The organism is Pseudoalteromonas sp. NZS37, assembly GCF_015864265.1.
In the GTDB taxonomy this organism is placed as follows: Bacteria; Pseudomonadota; Gammaproteobacteria; order Enterobacterales; family Alteromonadaceae; genus Pseudoalteromonas; species Pseudoalteromonas arctica.
In genome coordinates this window covers 415,755-431,807 of the sequence record NZ_JADYXL010000001.1, presented here as the reverse complement: position 1 = coordinate 431,807, position 16,053 = coordinate 415,755, and the positions used below count along the sequence as shown (strand labels likewise).

Below are 16,053 nucleotides of genomic sequence, written 5' to 3'. Positions count from 1 at the left end.
AATTAGTGACGAGGATTGGTGTCTATTGCTGCTTGGCGCTCGTCATATTGCTTATGAAAAGCAACAAGCGCTGAATGCTGACTAAAGTCAGCTAATTCGCGAAAGCAAATCCAATCAAGCAGGCAGTATAAACTGATGTTGAGGTATTCACAGCTTTTAAATTCTTCATCGCTTAAATGGGTATTTAAAAAGCTTAATGTTTGTTCAATACGTTCGTTTTGCAGATTAAAAAATAATTTATCGCTTTTGGTGTCAAATCCAGAACGTTTACATAACACCATTTCTACTAACGAATCGTTACAAGCATTTATAGTCGTAAGTAAGTGCTCTTGAGGCCACGTTAGTTTTGGCTGACCTGTTTTTTCAAGTAAATAACGCAATATAGAATTAGAGTCACTAAGAGTTAAGTCGCCATCTACCAGTATTGGGATTTTTCGAGCTGGATTTTTACTGGCCATAGTAGGGCGATCTTGCTCAGAAAATATATCGAGACTTACAAGCTCTAGTTTGCAGCTGTTTTGTTGTGCCCAAATTCTAATGCGGCGCACGTAAGGTGAAGGTACAGAACCAATTAATTGCATAATTACTCCATAAAAAAGCCGCATAAGCGGCTTTTATCAAATATTACTTACAGTACAGTTAAATTTATTCTGAACGGCTAGTAACTTCAAGTAAATGATAACCAAATTGAGTTTGCACAGGGCCTTGTACTTGATTAATTGGCGCAGAAAACACAACTTTATCAAACTCTGGAACCATCATACCAGGGCCAAACTCACCAAGAGCACCGCCATCCTGACCTGAAGGACAATTAGAATGTGCTTTTGCTAGTTCAGCAAAGTCTTCGCCTTGCTCAATTTTTGTTTTTAAGTCTAAGCATTGTGCTTCACTGTCTACAAGTATATGTCGTGCGCTTGCTACTGTCATAAAATCTCCCGAGTATAGTGTGGTGTTTTTTTAACCGAATTGAAATATCATTCTAGTTAGTTTCAACTAATTGTACCAGTATAAACTTATTTATCAGAAAACGCAGTTTCAATTGCAGTAATCATTTGCTCTGAATTAGGTGCCACTTTGCTGTTAAACCGTAAAACTGTTTTACGATCAGCAGACACTAAGTATTTATAAAAGTTCCAATTTGGAGAGCTAGTTTGCTCATTCAAATATTTAAAAATTGGATTTGCTTCGCTACCACGAACTTTGCTGGTGGCAAACATGGGAAAAGTTACACCATAATTTACAAAGCATACTTTCGCTGTTTCTTTTTCATTGTCTTCTTCTTGAAAAAAGTCATCAGAGGGGAACCCTAATACGACTAAACCTTGCTCTTTGTATTGTTGATATAGCGCTTCAAGGCCTTTAAATTGATATGTAAAACCACAATTACTTGCCGTGTTTACTATTAACAAAGGTTTATTTTTAAATTGGCACAAGTTAATAGATTCTTTTGAGCGAAGCTTTCGTATATCTACATTAGTAAAATCTTGACAGTCTTGGGCAGAGGTTTGGTTAATAGTTGATGATGTTTCAGCTTGGAGTGAAGCATTAATAAATAAAGCCATTAATCCTATTATAATTTTTTTTAGCATTACATTACCTAAAATTTACGATTGTTTGATTGGATAATCATACGCTAATATGGAACAAATTGATCAACCCTCTAATGACCTATGACAATCCGTTTAGCAACTATTAATGATCTTAATGAAATTGTAGCCATTTACAACGAAACTATTGCAGGGCGAATGGTAACTGCAGATACGCAAGAAGTGAGCGTTGACGAAAAGCGTGACTGGTTTAATAGCCACAACGATAAAAGGCCTATTTACGTTTACTGCGAAAATAACCAAGTACTTGCTTGGGTAAGTTATAAATCGTTTTATGGGCGCCCAGCTTACGACGGCACAGTAGAAATGAGCATTTACATTACCAGTAAAGCGCAAGGTAAAGGGCTTGGTAAAAAGCTAATGATATTTGCTCAAACACAAGCTAAGCAATTAAATATTAAAGTATTACTCGGCTTTATTTTTAGTCATAACTTACCGAGTGTTAAATTGTTTAAGCATTTTGATTTTGCAATATGGGGTGAGTTGCCAAGCGTTGCCATAATGGATGATAAGGCGTATAGCCTTACTATTTTTGGAAAACATCTGGAATAAATTATTTTTCATAATGTTGTAATATTTTTTTACAAAATAAGACGAAGGGTTTATGCCAATTAAATAAAAATAGTCTACGCTATTAACATATTAAGTTTATTAATTTGAAGTGTAGCTTGATGATTCGAAAAATATTAATTGTTGATAGTAGCAGTGTCATCGCAATGCGTGTGAAAGTGCTTTTAGAATTAATAGGATGTGAAGTCGAATTAATTCATTTCAGCATGCTAGACATGTATACCAATATAGGCGACTACGACTTAGTTGTTGTTGCCCATGGTGTGCCTGTTGATTCTATAAAACCGCTTGTTAGCCAAGTAGCGCAAGAGCGTTTTATGCTGCTTGCTCCAAAAGCACAAAGTGGTGAGCAACTAACTGCGTTTAGTGAGCTAAATCATGTTGCGCCTGACGCAACCGTGATCTACCCATTTTTTTCTAATAAAGAAATTACTTCTCTTTTAGAGAGCCTACTAGAATTAGGCTCTAATCATATTTTGCAATTACCCGCTATTTTACTCGTCGATCATGTTCCTGAACGCCTCGAAAAAATGAAAAATAGCTTGATTGGTGCTCATATCGAGACCCATACAGCAACCACCTCTGCAGAAGCTTTAGAAATTACGAAAGAAAAGCAAATCGATATACTAATAAGTGATTTTGTTTTAGATGACGGAACCGGTTTAGAAATTTTTTCAAACTTAAAAATAATGCAACCACATTGCCGTTGCTTATTATTTACCTCACGTCCCGATCAAGTTTCAATGATTGAAGCTATTCGTCAAGGTGTAGAAGACGTACTTATTAAGCCATTGAACGACAGCTCATTATTACAATCAATACATAAACTGTGGCAAACAGAGTTATTAAAACGCCATAACGCAGAACTTGTCGAAAGGCTACAAGATACGGTTGATGCCCTGATTGAAAAAGACAGCCTACTTCAGGTTATTTATAAGCATACGCCTGATGCAATTATGTTGTTTGAGAAATGCGGTAGAGTGATAGAAGCTAATGATGCTTGTTTAAAACTATTTAACTTACCGTTTAACGAACTAGAAGGTAAATCAGTATTTAGCTTTTTAGATGATGATTCAACGTTAGGTATTAAAAATAAAATTTCGACATTAAATAGTAATCGCCAATTTAGCTGCGACTTACGTTTATCTAAAACTGCAGGGGGCTATATACCGTTAGTGGGATCTTTTAATGAGATAGATCACCATGGCGAAATAGCACTTGCCGTAATATTTAAAAATGTAACTCACCTCAAGCAAAAAGAAGATTTACTACTTGAAGCAAAAGATATCCTTGAAGAGCAAGTAAGAGCGCGTACTTCACAACTCGAGCACGCTAAAAACGTGGCTGAGGCTGCAAACTTAAGTAAATCAGAATTTTTAGCAAACATGTCGCATGAACTTCGAACACCTATGCACTCTATTTTAAGCTTTTCACGTTTTGGTTTAAGCAAACTAGAAACTGGAGATTTTGCAAAAGAGAAACTCATTAAATACCTATCGCGAATAGAGAGTAGTGGTGAGCGTTTACTGTCGTTACTAAATAATTTACTCGACCTATCTAAGCTAGATGTGGGTAAGTTTCCATTTAATCCTCGTCCATATAATTTAGCGAACATTATAAAAACAAGTATTGATGATGTATCTGGTACGGCAATGGAAAAAGAAATTGAGGTTGTATTTACCGCGCAGCCATTACCTGTAATTGCGCAATGTGATGAAGAGCAAATAAATCAGTTACTTCGAAACGTATTAGGTAATGCACTTAAATTTAGCGAACCCAAAAGTAAAATACGGGTAAATTTAGAGTCAGATAATAAGCTTGCTACTATAGAGGTTACCGATAATGGGGTCGGTATACCAGAAGATGAGCTGGAACATATTTTTACTAAGTTTGTACAAAGCAGCAAAACAAATAGCGGTGCCGGTGGTACCGGATTGGGCCTTGCATTGTGTAGAGAGTTTGTGTCTTTACATCAAGGTGAGATCACTGCACGTAACAACGAAAATGGTGGTGCAACTATATCTATACAGGTGCCATTAGAAATAAATCTAGATGATCATTTGGCTGAAGAACAATTAATACAACACAGTAATTAATTGCTAGTTAGCATACCAAGTAACTTTTTTTGAGAATTTGAATGGATGATAAATTATGGCCTTAACTAAAATACTTGCCGTTGATGACGAACCCTTTAACCTTGAAATTATTGAGGAAATTTTAGAGGAGCTTGATTTTGAATTACAAGTAGCAACAAGTGGTCCTGAGTGTTTAAACATGGTTGAAGGCTATATGCCTCAGGTTATATTGCTCGACGTAAGTATGCCGCAAATGAACGGTTATGAAGTATGTAAGGCACTTAAAGCAAACCCAAATACAGCACACATTATTGTTATGTTTGTGTCTGCTCGTGGCACAGTTGAAGAACGCATGGAAGGCTACTCGGTTGGTGCAGAAGACTATATTGTAAAACCCTTTGGCCATGATGAACTTAAGTCAAAGCTTAAAAATTTAAACCAAGTACTTGTTGAAAAACAAAGCCTTGAAAAGCAAGTTGAAGATGCTACATCAACTGCATTTAATGCCATGGCTAACAGCAGTGAAATGGGGCAGATAGTTAACTACGTTGAAAACATAGGTTTTATTAACGACCCTCAAGAGCTAGGTAAAGCGCTTATAGATTGCCTACAATCTTTTGATTTGCAAAGTAATATTGAGTTTAGAGAGAACGATGAAATTAGTCACTTTGCATTAAGTGGCGTGTGTTCACCTATTGTGGTGGAGCTATTTGAAATGCTTAAAAACAAAGGGCGTTTACATGAATTTTCGCATCGAATTTTAGTTAACTATGAATTGATTAGCTTACTTATTTTAAATATGCCTGATCACGATCCAGATAAGCACGGGCGTATACGCGACCACGTATGTTTTATTGTCAGTGTTACCGAGCAGCAACTACGCGCCATCATGACTAAGAAAATGCTTGAATCACAACAAGCAAAACTTAATGCCGTAGCAAGTACAGTTCACAGTAAGTTTCATGGCTTAATTAGCTTATTGAATGACAACCGTCAAAACAACGAAAAAGTGTTTAAACAGTTACAAGAAGAGCTCGAAGAACGTATCCCATCAATGGGATTAGATGAAGATCAGGAGGTGTTTATTTATAAAAAAGTAGATGAAACTATCCAAAACTCAGTGGCCAGAGAGGAGTCTGTTAAACAGGTAAAAGCAGCTTTTGCTGAAATTGAGCAAGACCTGTCATTGCTTTTAAAGAGCTAAATATACTTAATTAAATAATGTTACTTTAAGGCTTACTCCAACTGCATTATGCATCTCTGGGTAAGCCTTTTTCTACGATTCTGATTAACCTAGCCGTTTTACGAATTTGTAATCGTTGTTTATCGTTTTGTTGAGCAAGCGCCCATTCAATATGTTCTAAAACAAGCTCGCTGCATATTTGGCTTTTATCTTGTAGGGCATGAATAATAGCCGGGCTAAACTCTGCATTACCTAAACCGACCGCTATATTACGTAACCAACGTTCGTGACCTATGCGGCGAATAGGGCTGCCTTCGGTATTTTTTAAAAATGTAGGCTCATCCCAAGCAAATAGCTCAAGTAAATCTTTATTTTTTAATTGAGTACGAGGATGAAAATCATTTTCATCCGTTATTTGTCCATAACGATTCCAAGGGCATACCAACTGACAATCATCACAACCATATATACGGTTGCCTAATAAAGTTCGGTATTGTTCGGGTATGGGTCCTTGGTGTTCTATCGTTAAGTACGATATGCATTTACGTGCATCAACAACGTAAGGCTCTACAATTGCACCTGTAGGGCAAAGAGTAATACAAGCAACACATTTTCCGCAGCCTTCAAACGTGTTCTCTGCATCTATTGGTAGGGGTAAATCAATAAATAGCTCGCCTAAAAAAAACCATGATCCTGCTTCTTGATTAATTAATAACGAATGCTTACCGCGCCACCCTAAACCGGCTTTTTCGGCAAGTTGACGCTCAAGTACCGGGGCTGAATCTACAAAGGGCCTAAAGCCATATTCGCCAATTTCTTGCTCTATTTTTTGGCCAAGTTTTTTTAAACGATTACGCATTAATTTATGGTAATCACGACCCAGTGCATAACGACTTATGTATGCTTTTTCTTTATTTTTTAAGGTTTTTGCAAAGCCAGCATCGGGAGGGAGATAATTCATTTTTACGGATATAACACGCTGTGTACCAGGTACTAATTCAGCAGGGCGAGCGCGTTTCATGCCGTGAGCAGCCATATAATCCATCGAGCCGTGGTAGCCAGCATCAAGCCAGCGTTGCAATTGGGCTTCGTGCTTAGATAGGTCAATATCAGTAATACCTACTTCGCTAAAACCAAGCTCTTGCCCCCAGGTTTTTATTTGCAGGGCTAATTTTTCATAGTCTGGGGTAGGGTTGCTCACACACTTCACACACTTAAATTAATAGCTGCGTAATTTACCATATTTCTCCGAGCCCGAAAACGCTTCTTAGCGCACGAAGCGCTTTAACTGTTGTTGGGTCTGTAAGCTTAACTGTTGAGATTGCTCGCTATCGGCTAATGCCGTATCTATTTGCTGTTTAGCTTGCTCACCTAAAGCTACTATTTGCTCTACCGATTGGTGAGTATTAGTTTGAGTGCCCTCAAGCATATGTACAGCACTGGCTATTTGTTGTAGTTGCTGTTGGTTGTGCTCAAACTCACTAAGCATTTTTGTAAAACCCTCACAGGTTGCACTAATTGAGCTTTGTGCATTATTGGAGTGAGTCATTAATTGCTCTGACTCTTTATTTGTTTCATTTACTAGCTCATTCATTTGAGTAATAAAGTCGCTTATTTGCCTAGTTGCGCCACTTACCTTTATTGAAAGTGTGCGTACTTCGTCTGCAACTACGGCAAACCCTCTGCCAGCTTCACCCGCTCTAGCTGCTTCTATTGCGGCATTAAGGGCTAACAAATTAGTTTGATCGGAAAACTCTTCAACCATTTTTAAAATACTACGAATGTTTTCACTGTTCTCTTTCAGTCCCGCAATTGTATTTGAAAAGCTACCTAGCATATTAGTAATAAGTTTAACCTGCTTTACTAAAGCAGCGAGCTCTGATGCAGATAGTTTTACAAAATTAAGGTGTTCATTATTAACGTTATGCACGCTATCTGTATTATTTACTATGTTTTGTAAGCTTTGGGTTATTTGCATACTGGCATTAATAATACTGTGGCTTAACTGTATTTGTTGCTCGCTTGATTGCTCAGTATTTTTCATCGATTCAGTGACTTGTATATTACTGTGTGCACTAGCTTGAGCACTGTTATATGTTGTGCTGAGTAACTCACTTAAATGGGCAGTAAATATATTGTACTGCGTACTTAAATCTTTAAATTCGTCATACGAAAAGTGAGGAAGTTTTGCTGCTAAATTTGCATCTTGTTGGTTTATTTTTATCAAAGTATCGCGCATAGCAGTAACAGGGCGAACAATTAAAAAACGCATATAAAAAAGAGTAAAAATAAAACCAGATATAATAACAAGCGTAAGTAGCCAAAATAGCCCTGTACTTTGCTGTTGTTCGCTTAAGCTCTGATGCAGCCAAAATAACGTAATTGCTTGGAACAATAATACAAAACTCAAATTACCGACTATTTTACGCGTTAACGTAAAAAAGAATGTTTGCTCTATATAGTTATAAATTTTCATAAAACTACTCATTATGCTTAAGCCCTACGATTCTTATTTTAGTTAGGGAGGTGTAAGTTAGCTTTTTTGTAACGATAACAAGTAAGCTTTGGTTCGCGCTGGGTAATTTGTAAAAATTCCGTCTATGCCATACTCAAGCATTAGCGCTATATCTTGTTCTCTATCGACCGTATAAGCATAAATCTTTAAGCCTCTTTTTTTTGCATCATCGGCAAAAGCCTTATTTATAAAGGTTTTATCTGCATGTACGCTATAAGCATTTAAATCACTTGCAAACTTTGCATAGTTAATTGGAATAGAAGAAGTAAGGGCGCCTATTTTAAGCCATGGTAGCTTGCTTTTAAGCCACTGTAGTTGATGATGATCAAACGATGATACTAAAATATTCGCTTTCGATATTTTGTTAGCTTCAATGTTTTGTTCTAGTTGAGACACAAACCTTTCTAGTTCAAACGTATGTTTAAGCTCAATATTTAATAAAGATTTATTATTATTCCAATCAAACAGCTGCTGAAGAGTGGGAATTTTTTCACCATTTCCAGCATCAAGTTTAGAGAGTTCATGTGCCGTAAAGTTACTCACCCTACCTTTACCGCTGGTGGTTCTATCGAGCCATGAGTCGTGTATTAACATGTAATCATCGATGGAACTTTGAATATCTACTTCAATACCATCAACACCTACTTTTAACGCTTCTAAAATAGCGCTTTTGGTGTTTTCAGGAAAATCCCCACTGGCACCACGGTGTGCAAATACTTTCATTGTCGAGCCTTTTTAGTGATTGACCACGTTTCAAAACAAGCGGCACTAACAATAAGTGCTCCACCAACTAACGTCATAACAGTAGGACGTTCATGAATAATTACTATAGCCAGTATGGTGCCATAAAGTGGTTGTAAGCAAGAAATTAACCCCGCAGTTGCCGCTGATAAATGCTTTAAACTTGCTGCAAATAACGAGTGCGGTGTAGCTGTAAAAATAACACCCGCTATGGCAATTAAAATTAGGTCGTGATGACTAACCTCATATACCGGCACTTCTATAAATGCGCACAGCATAATGCTTGCCACTAAGGTTTGATAAAACATAGTTTGCGGGCCACCATATTGGCTAAAGTAGCGCTTATGGGTAATGTTTCTGATTGAAAAAAACAATGCCGATATAACACCTGTTATTACACCTAAGGTCACATCGTCGCCTAAATTTGCACTTGGTACTAACAGGTAAATACCTAAAACAACCACCGCCGCACTTATTATATCTTTTGCTTTTGGCCTGCTTTTATTAAATAAGGGTTCTAAAAACACCGTCATTACGGGATAGCTAAAAAATGCCAGCATTCCAATAGTTATACCGGCCATTTGCATACCAGCAAAATAGGTAACCCAGTGAATACCCACCGCAACACCTAAAAATAACGCAATAAGGTAGTCTTTAGGTTTGTTGAGTTTAATTTGTTTTTTTTGAAAATACAGCATGGCTAAAATAGCCATTCCTGCAATTGCAGTTCTGTAAACGGTAATATCTAAAGCATTTAAACCAATAAGCTTGGCAAATAGAGCGGTTCCGCCAAAAAGTAATACCGCTATGTGCAAATAAATTAAACTTTGCTGCTGAGATTGCATTTAATTTCCTTGTTGTACTTTTTGAACATATTAACATTGCTTAAAAATTCTTAAGATGAATTTTTTTATCGCATGACAAATGTCATAAAAGTTGATGACACTTCACACTCTTATTATTTTTATACGCTGGCATAGTTACCTTACTCAACAGGGGATAATTATGAATTCTTTAATTTTAATCAGCTTAACTATTAATGAAGTGCTAGAGGCGTTAAGTTTTACGATTACGTACGCAGATTGCTTTATGCTGGCATGCATTTTTATGTTATTTATATTTATTAATAAAAATAGTCCTATAAGTAAAAATAATATGCCTGAGGTATTAGTATGAGCTCGCTTAACTCCTTTTCTCAACAAAGTGATAAAGGTTTTTGGAAATATGGGCATTTAATTTTTACAGGCTTTTATTTACTCCCACTAATAATTAATTTTGCGAGCTTTACTGCTAACCAAATAACGATGTCTTTAGCCTTTTATGTTGCTTTTATTCTTTTATATGTAAAAGCAATAAACTGCAAAAGTGCAGGGGTGACCAAGTTGTTTGTAGCCATGCTATTAATTTGTTTTTGCGCCACTTTTTACACCACAGGTACTCCTACTTTATTTGGCTTTGCAGCCTACGTAGCAGGCTATGCATACAACTACCATCAAAGAATTTATGCTGCACTCGCGATTATATCTACGGTTTTATTAAGCGCATATATTGGTGATATAGGGAAGGTTCAATACTTTTTAGCCGTTGCTTTGATTTTATGTGCAGCCTTATTTAGTTACGGTATTGCAGCTAAAAGAGAGAGCCTGTACAAAAAACGTGAGCAAGAAAGCGCTAACCAATTAGAGCAATTAGCAGCAATTGCTGAGCGTGAACGGATAGCCCGCGACTTGCACGATATTTTAGGTCACTCATTGTCATCTATTGCTTTAAAAGCTGAGCTTGCCAATAAATTAAACCAAGGTGAGCGTTACGCTCAAGCAAATAGCGAAATTGCACAAGTGGCCGATCTTGCAAGGCAGTTACTTAGTGATGTAAGAAGCGCCGTTAGTGATTTAAAACAGCTTAACCTTGTTAGCCAAGTAGCACAGTTAAAACAAAGATTAATAGAACAAGACTTTAACGTTTCATTTAATGTAGTTTTAAATACTCTACCCGCTAAAGTAGAGGGCATCGCAGGCCTTATAATTAAAGAAGCCGTTACCAATTTGCTACGTCATAGCAGCACAAAAAATTGCGAAATAAATATAGAACAAACAGCGCAGCAGCTACTCATTACCGTTATTGATCGTGCACCGTGCTCCACATTAAATTCGGGCAATGGCCTAAATGGTATTAAAGAGCGAGCAGAGCAACTCAATGGTAGTGCAACATTTACCTGTGGCGATATTTTTACTTTAAATGTAATGCTACCAATTTCAGCTAAGGATTTATAATGATCAGAGTGTATTTAGTGGAAGATCAAGCGCTTGTGCGCGACGCAGTAGCAGCATTGTTAGGACTCGATTTTAATATTGAGATTATTGGGCAAGCAAGTAACGGGCAAGATGCACTTAATGCAATTGAAGCGCTTGATAGTGATTTACATCCCGATATAATTTTAACCGATATAGAAATGCCAACCATGAATGGTATAGAGCTGAGTGAAAAAATAGCCGCTAAGTTTCCCGCTATAAAAATGGTTATTATGACTACATTTTCTCGTGCGGGTTATATTAGGCGAGCGCTTACGGCAGGCGTTAAAGGTTTTATTTTAAAAGAAGCACCCAGTGAAGAGCTAATAAATGCGCTTAAAAAAGTAATGCAGGGGCAAAAAGTGATAGACCCAGAGCTTGCTATTAATGCATTAGACGACGCAGATCCGCTTACCGATAAAGAACGCAAAGCACTTAAACTTGCAAGCGACGGCCTTAAAACAAGCGACATAGCCAAGCAGTTATTTATAAGCGAAGGTACTACACGTAATTATTTATCAGACGCTATTGCTAAGCTAAACGCCACTAACCGTATAGATGCTGCGCGTATAGCTAAACAAAAAGGATGGCTTTAAATAGTGGGTTTATAAATTATAAGCAAAGTATTACTTATAAAAGTAACGAACAGCGCTTAAAATTAGCTAAAAATTAGCTTAAAATTAGCTTAAAATTAGCTTAAAAAGCGTTAAAAGAGGGTTTAATGGCAAATCTAATAGAACTAACAACTAAAAATAACACCGCTATACTCACCATGAATACCGCTGAAAACCGCCACAATCCAGCGTTTTTGGTTGAGTTTAATTTACACCTTGACCACATTGAAGCAGATCAAAATATTAAGTCAGTTATTCTAACGTCCTCGAGTGACAAAAACTGGTCATTAGGCATCGACCTTCAATGGATGTCTAATCCAAGTATTTTACCTGCTGCAATTTCTGACTTTATGATTCAAATAAGTGACTTGTTTAAGCGCATAGTTACTTTTCCTATGCCTATTATTGCTGCGTTAAACGGGCATACCTATGGCAATGGTTCGGTGCTTGCGTGTGCGTGCGATTTTAGATTTATGAAGTCAGATAAAGGCTTCTTTTGTTTTCCTGAAGTGGACGTAATGGTGCCGTTTGTACCGTCGATGTTTCCTATAATTAATAAAGCTATTTCGCAAACCTTCTTTAATCGTTTAGCTATGTCAGGAGAGCGTGTTGGTGCACAGCAGTTGCTAGACAATAAAGTGATTGAAGCTGTGTTTGCAAATAACGATGAACTACAAACAGGTGTACTTGAGTTTGCCCAGCAGTTTAATAAAAACCGCTGGATTTACGCTCAAAACAAATCACAAATGAATAAGCAAATTTTACTTACGATGAAAGAAGAAGACCCAAGCTTTATTGATAATATAAGCAAACTGCTGTGGAAAAATCTACAAAAAAAAATAGTATAAGAAAAGGGTTTTAGCATTACTACGATATGACTAAACACTTTGTAGTTAAGGGGTCGTTAAGCCCCATTGCGCTAGATTTTTAGACTATACAGCAAGATAAACAGCAAGGTAAAAGTGCTTTCTTAAAAGTTTAATCGCTTTTACCTGTCTCATTATAACTATATGGGTTAAAATACCTACATAACCAACTAACAAGATAGTGAATGTCAAACCAAGATCCAAATCTCAGTCGAGAACAAGAAAAGTACGAAAACCCAGTCCCTAGTCGTGAGTTTATACTTACTCACCTTCAAGAACGTTCAAAACCTGCTAACTACGCGCAATTATGTGAAGAACTAGCAGTAAACGATGACGAACGCCAAATAGCATTTAAACGCCGCCTTCGCGCTATGGAGCGTGACGGACAGCTGTATTTTAATAAATTTAAATGCTATGCCCTAATTGACGAAGCCGGTTTAACCAAAGGCAAAGTAATAGGCCACAGAGACGGTTTTGGCTTTTTAGAAGTTGAAGGCGAGAGTAAAGATTGGTTTATTGCTAAGCACCAAATGAATATGGTGTTACATGGCGACATTGTACTAGCTAAAGGCACTAAACGTGGCTCTGGCTCAAAATGCGATGCACGTATTATAAAAGTGCTTACTAACGAGCGCGCGCCAATTGTTGGCCGTTACTTTGTAGAGCATGGTGTTGCCGTTGTGGTAGCTGAAGACCCGCGCATAACGCAAGATATAATGATTTTACCAGGCAACGAAAACGGTGCCCGCCATAACCAAATGGTGCAGGTTAAAATCACTCAAAATCCAAGCCGCAACATGAACGCGGTAGGTAAAATTATTGATGTACTTGGTGAGCATTTAGCCCCAGGTATGGAAATTGAAGTCGCACTGCGCAATCACGATATTCCACATGTATGGCCAGAAGAAGTTGAAGCACAAGTTGCTCACCTAGGTGAGTTTGTTGAAGACGCTGACAAACAAGGCCGCGTAGATTTACGTGACTTACCACTTGTAACCATTGATGGCGAAGACGCTCGCGACTTTGATGACGCCGTGTACTGTGAACCTAAAAAATCGGGTGGCTGGCGCTTATGGGTTGCCATTGCCGATGTATCGCATTACGTAGGAATGAACACGCCGCTTAACAAAGAAGCAATTTTGCGTGGTAACTCAGTGTATTTTCCTGAGCAAGTAATTCCGATGCTACCAAAAGTGCTTTCTAACGGATTATGTTCGCTTAATCCAAAAGTAGATCGCTTATGTATGGTTGCCGAAATGACCGTATCGAGCTCGGGCAAACTTTCGGGTTATAAGTTTTACGAAGCGATAATGAACTCGCATGCACGTTTAACTTACACCAAAGTAAATGCCATTTTACAAAACGACGAAAAACTACGCGAAGAATACTCAGCCGTAGTGCCACATTTAACTGACTTACAGCAAATGTATATGGCACTTAAAGCAGCACGCCAAGACCGTGGTGCCATTGAGTTTGAAACCCTAGAAACACGTTTTGTATTTAACGCTCAGCGTAAAATAGAATCAATAGTGCCTGTTATTCGTAACGATGCGCACAAACTAATTGAAGAATGTATGATTTTAGCCAACGTATCGGCGGCTAAAATTCTTGAAAAGCACGAAGCAAGCGCGCTTTATCGTGTGCATGACGAACCAGACAGCGAAAAGCTAGGTAACTTTACTAAGTTTTTAGGCGAGTTAGGTATCGAAAGCACATTAAGCGACGAGCCAACGCCAAAAGAAATAACTCAAGTATTAGCGCGACTAGGTGACCGCCCAGAAGCCGAGCTTATTCAAACTATGCTACTGCGTTCAATGAAACAAGCTGTATATCAGCCAGATAACATTGGTCACTTTGGTTTAGCGTTATCGGCTTATGCGCACTTTACATCGCCAATACGTCGTTACCCAGATTTAGTAGTACATCGTGCTATTAAAGCAGTTATAAAAGCACAAGGTCAGCAAACGTCTGGCGAATACGCTTATACCGACGACGAAGTTGATCAACTTGGTGAGCAGTGTTCTACCACAGAGCGCCGCGCCGATGATGCAACTCGCGAAGTAGCGGATTGGCTTAAATGTGAGTTTATGCAAGATCACGTAGGTGACGAGTTTGACGGTGTTATTTCATCGGTCACTAACTTTGGTTTGTTTATTCGTTTAGACGATTTACAAATTGATGGGCTTGTTCACGTTACTAATTTAGGCGACGAGTTTTTTGCGCATGATGCAGCAAAACACACCCTAATAGGTGAGCACTCTCACAAAGTTTATCGCCTTGGCGATAAAGTAACAGTAAACGTTGCATCGGTTAGTTTAGACGATCGCCGTATCAACTTAACGCTTAAAGGCGATGTAGCACAAGACAGATACTCACGTCGTCGTGCGCCAAAAAAAGGTTCAGGTAAATCTGAGCATGCGCCAGCAAGTGTTCGCTCACAATTAAAAGCAGGCAAAGTACCGGGTAAAAAATCGCACAGCGATGACAAACCAAAGGACAAAAAAAAGCCAGCAAATAAAGATAAAGGCAAGCCTGCAAATAAGTCTGCAACAAAACCCGCAGATAAAAAAGCAGCAGACACTGCCGTAAAGAAAAAACCGAAGAAGAAGGCAGTTAAAAAGCCTAAAAGAGCTGGCAAAAATGCCCGTAAAAGTACTAGCCCAGGAGCAGATAATACGTGAGTAATGAATTAATTTTTGGCTTTCACTCTGTTGAAGCAATTTTAGAAAGCGAGCCAGAGCGCTTTGTAGAAATTTACGCCCTTAAAGGTCGTGACGACAAACGCTCAACTCCGATTATTGATGAAGCACGTAAATTTGGCATTTCAGTACAGTTTATGCAGCGTAAAGCTCTTGATAGCAAATCAAAAGGTGAGCAGCATCAAGGTATTATTGCCAACGTAAAAGCTGCTCCTACATTTAATGAAAAAGATCTTGATGCGATAATCGCTCGTGAAGACACACCGTTTTTACTTGTACTTGATGGTATTACCGATCCGCATAACTTAGGCGCATGTCTACGTAGTGCAGACGCGGCAGGTGTTCACGCTATAATTGTACCTAAAGATCGCTCTGCCAAGCTTAACGGCACAGCACGTAAAGTTGCTTGTGGCGCAGCCGAAACAGTACCGCTTATTCAGGTGACTAACCTTGCACGTACGCTTCGCGAAATTAAAGATGCAGGCGTATGGGTTGTAGGTACTGCTGGTGAAACTGATAACCACGTATTTGATGCAAGCTTAACGGGGCCAATGGCGATTGTTATGGGCGCAGAAGGCGAGGGCATGCGACGCTTAACGCGTGAGCATTGCGATATGCTCGTTAAAATCCCAATGGCGGGTACTGTTTCAAGCTTAAACGTATCGGTAGCCACCGGTATTTGTTTGTTTGAAGTATTACGCCAACGTAACGCAAATAACTAATATATAAAACGATAAGTTTTATGTATTAAAAAGCCGAGATTGAAATTCAATCTCGGCTTTTTTGTATCTGTAACTTACGCTTTTAACTTTACATCAATTGTACTGAATTGATGCTCTATTATAGCGATAGGAAAATAACCCTATAGCAAGGCAAAAATAACGAAATATAG

15 protein-coding genes are annotated in these 16,053 nt (G+C 38.2%); 8 read left to right on the top strand and 7 right to left on the bottom strand.

Going from position 1 to position 16,053, the window contains the following annotated elements; all coding sequences use genetic code 11:
- Positions 1-2: 2 nt before the first annotated feature.
- From I6F47_RS01910 to I6F47_RS01900, 3 genes are all read right to left on the bottom strand, one after another.
- Positions 3-581 carry a glutathione S-transferase family protein gene (locus I6F47_RS01910; RefSeq protein ID WP_007579913.1) on the bottom strand — a complete coding sequence of 193 codons (579 nt, stop codon included), beginning with the start codon at positions 579-581 and terminating at the stop codon, positions 3-5.
- Positions 582-645: 64 nt separating this feature from the next.
- Positions 646-927 (bottom strand): peptidylprolyl isomerase, encoded by a 282-nt coding sequence (locus I6F47_RS01905; RefSeq protein ID WP_002958009.1) that lies wholly within the window; start codon positions 925-927, stop codon positions 646-648.
- 86 nt (positions 928-1,013) lie between these two features.
- Positions 1,014-1,589 carry a glutathione peroxidase gene (locus I6F47_RS01900; protein ID WP_197112330.1) on the bottom strand — a complete coding sequence of 192 codons (576 nt, stop codon included), beginning with the start codon at positions 1,587-1,589 and terminating at the stop codon, positions 1,014-1,016.
- Between the two features lie 81 nt (positions 1,590-1,670).
- Between I6F47_RS01900 and I6F47_RS01895 the strand changes: the two genes are divergently transcribed.
- The 3 genes from I6F47_RS01895 to I6F47_RS01885 all read left to right on the top strand — a co-directional run bounded on the left by I6F47_RS01895 (position 1,671) and on the right by I6F47_RS01885 (position 5,456).
- On the top strand, positions 1,671-2,159 hold the full coding sequence (locus tag I6F47_RS01895) for a GNAT family N-acetyltransferase (protein WP_007579917.1): 489 nt from the start codon (positions 1,671-1,673) through the stop codon (positions 2,157-2,159).
- Positions 2,160-2,278: 119 nt separating this feature from the next.
- Entirely contained in the window at positions 2,279-4,273 is a 1,995-nt protein-coding gene (locus I6F47_RS01890; protein WP_197112332.1) for a hybrid sensor histidine kinase/response regulator, read from the top strand.
- Between the two features lie 55 nt (positions 4,274-4,328).
- Entirely contained in the window at positions 4,329-5,456 is a 1,128-nt protein-coding gene (locus I6F47_RS01885) for a response regulator (protein WP_165721128.1), read from the top strand.
- 46 nt (positions 5,457-5,502) lie between these two features.
- On the opposite strand, the gene queG is transcribed toward I6F47_RS01885, so the two are convergent.
- The 4 genes from queG to I6F47_RS01865 all read right to left on the bottom strand — a co-directional run bounded on the left by queG (position 5,503) and on the right by I6F47_RS01865 (position 9,536).
- Positions 5,503-6,636 carry a tRNA epoxyqueuosine(34) reductase QueG gene (gene queG, locus I6F47_RS01880; RefSeq protein ID WP_007579922.1) on the bottom strand — a complete coding sequence of 378 codons (1,134 nt, stop codon included), beginning with the start codon at positions 6,634-6,636 and terminating at the stop codon, positions 5,503-5,505.
- 66 nt (positions 6,637-6,702) lie between these two features.
- Positions 6,703-7,923, bottom strand: coding sequence for a methyl-accepting chemotaxis protein (locus I6F47_RS01875; protein WP_010554314.1), 1,221 nt, complete (start codon positions 7,921-7,923; stop codon positions 6,703-6,705).
- Positions 7,924-7,968: 45 nt separating this feature from the next.
- The gene (locus tag I6F47_RS01870; RefSeq protein WP_197173168.1) at positions 7,969-8,673 is read right to left on the bottom strand and encodes a glycerophosphodiester phosphodiesterase; all 705 of its coding nucleotides are present in this window, start codon (positions 8,671-8,673) and stop codon (positions 7,969-7,971) included.
- Positions 8,670-9,536 carry a DMT family transporter gene (locus I6F47_RS01865; RefSeq protein ID WP_010554316.1) on the bottom strand — a complete coding sequence of 289 codons (867 nt, stop codon included), beginning with the start codon at positions 9,534-9,536 and terminating at the stop codon, positions 8,670-8,672. Before I6F47_RS01865 ends, I6F47_RS01870 begins: the two co-directional genes overlap by 4 nt.
- A 327-nt stretch (positions 9,537-9,863) precedes the next feature.
- On the opposite strand from I6F47_RS01865, the gene I6F47_RS01860 reads away from it, so the two are divergent.
- From I6F47_RS01860 to rlmB, 5 genes are all read left to right on the top strand, one after another.
- A complete protein-coding gene (locus tag I6F47_RS01860) occupies positions 9,864-10,964 on the top strand; it encodes a sensor histidine kinase (RefSeq protein WP_197183227.1) in 1,101 nt (366 codons plus the stop codon).
- Positions 10,964-11,578 (top strand): response regulator transcription factor, encoded by a 615-nt coding sequence (locus tag I6F47_RS01855; RefSeq protein ID WP_058154167.1) that lies wholly within the window; start codon positions 10,964-10,966, stop codon positions 11,576-11,578. The genes I6F47_RS01860 and I6F47_RS01855 overlap by 1 nt, the downstream gene beginning before the upstream one ends.
- 125 nt (positions 11,579-11,703) lie before the next feature.
- Positions 11,704-12,444 carry an enoyl-CoA hydratase/isomerase family protein gene (locus I6F47_RS01850; RefSeq protein ID WP_197183226.1) on the top strand — a complete coding sequence of 247 codons (741 nt, stop codon included), beginning with the start codon at positions 11,704-11,706 and terminating at the stop codon, positions 12,442-12,444.
- Positions 12,445-12,647: 203 nt separating this feature from the next.
- A complete protein-coding gene (rnr, locus tag I6F47_RS01845) occupies positions 12,648-15,143 on the top strand; it encodes a ribonuclease R (RefSeq protein WP_197183225.1) in 2,496 nt (831 codons plus the stop codon).
- On the top strand, positions 15,140-15,883 hold the full coding sequence (gene rlmB / locus I6F47_RS01840) for a 23S rRNA (guanosine(2251)-2'-O)-methyltransferase RlmB (protein WP_007378377.1): 744 nt from the start codon (positions 15,140-15,142) through the stop codon (positions 15,881-15,883). The genes rnr and rlmB overlap by 4 nt, the downstream gene beginning before the upstream one ends.
- Positions 15,884-16,053: the final 170 nt, after the last annotated feature.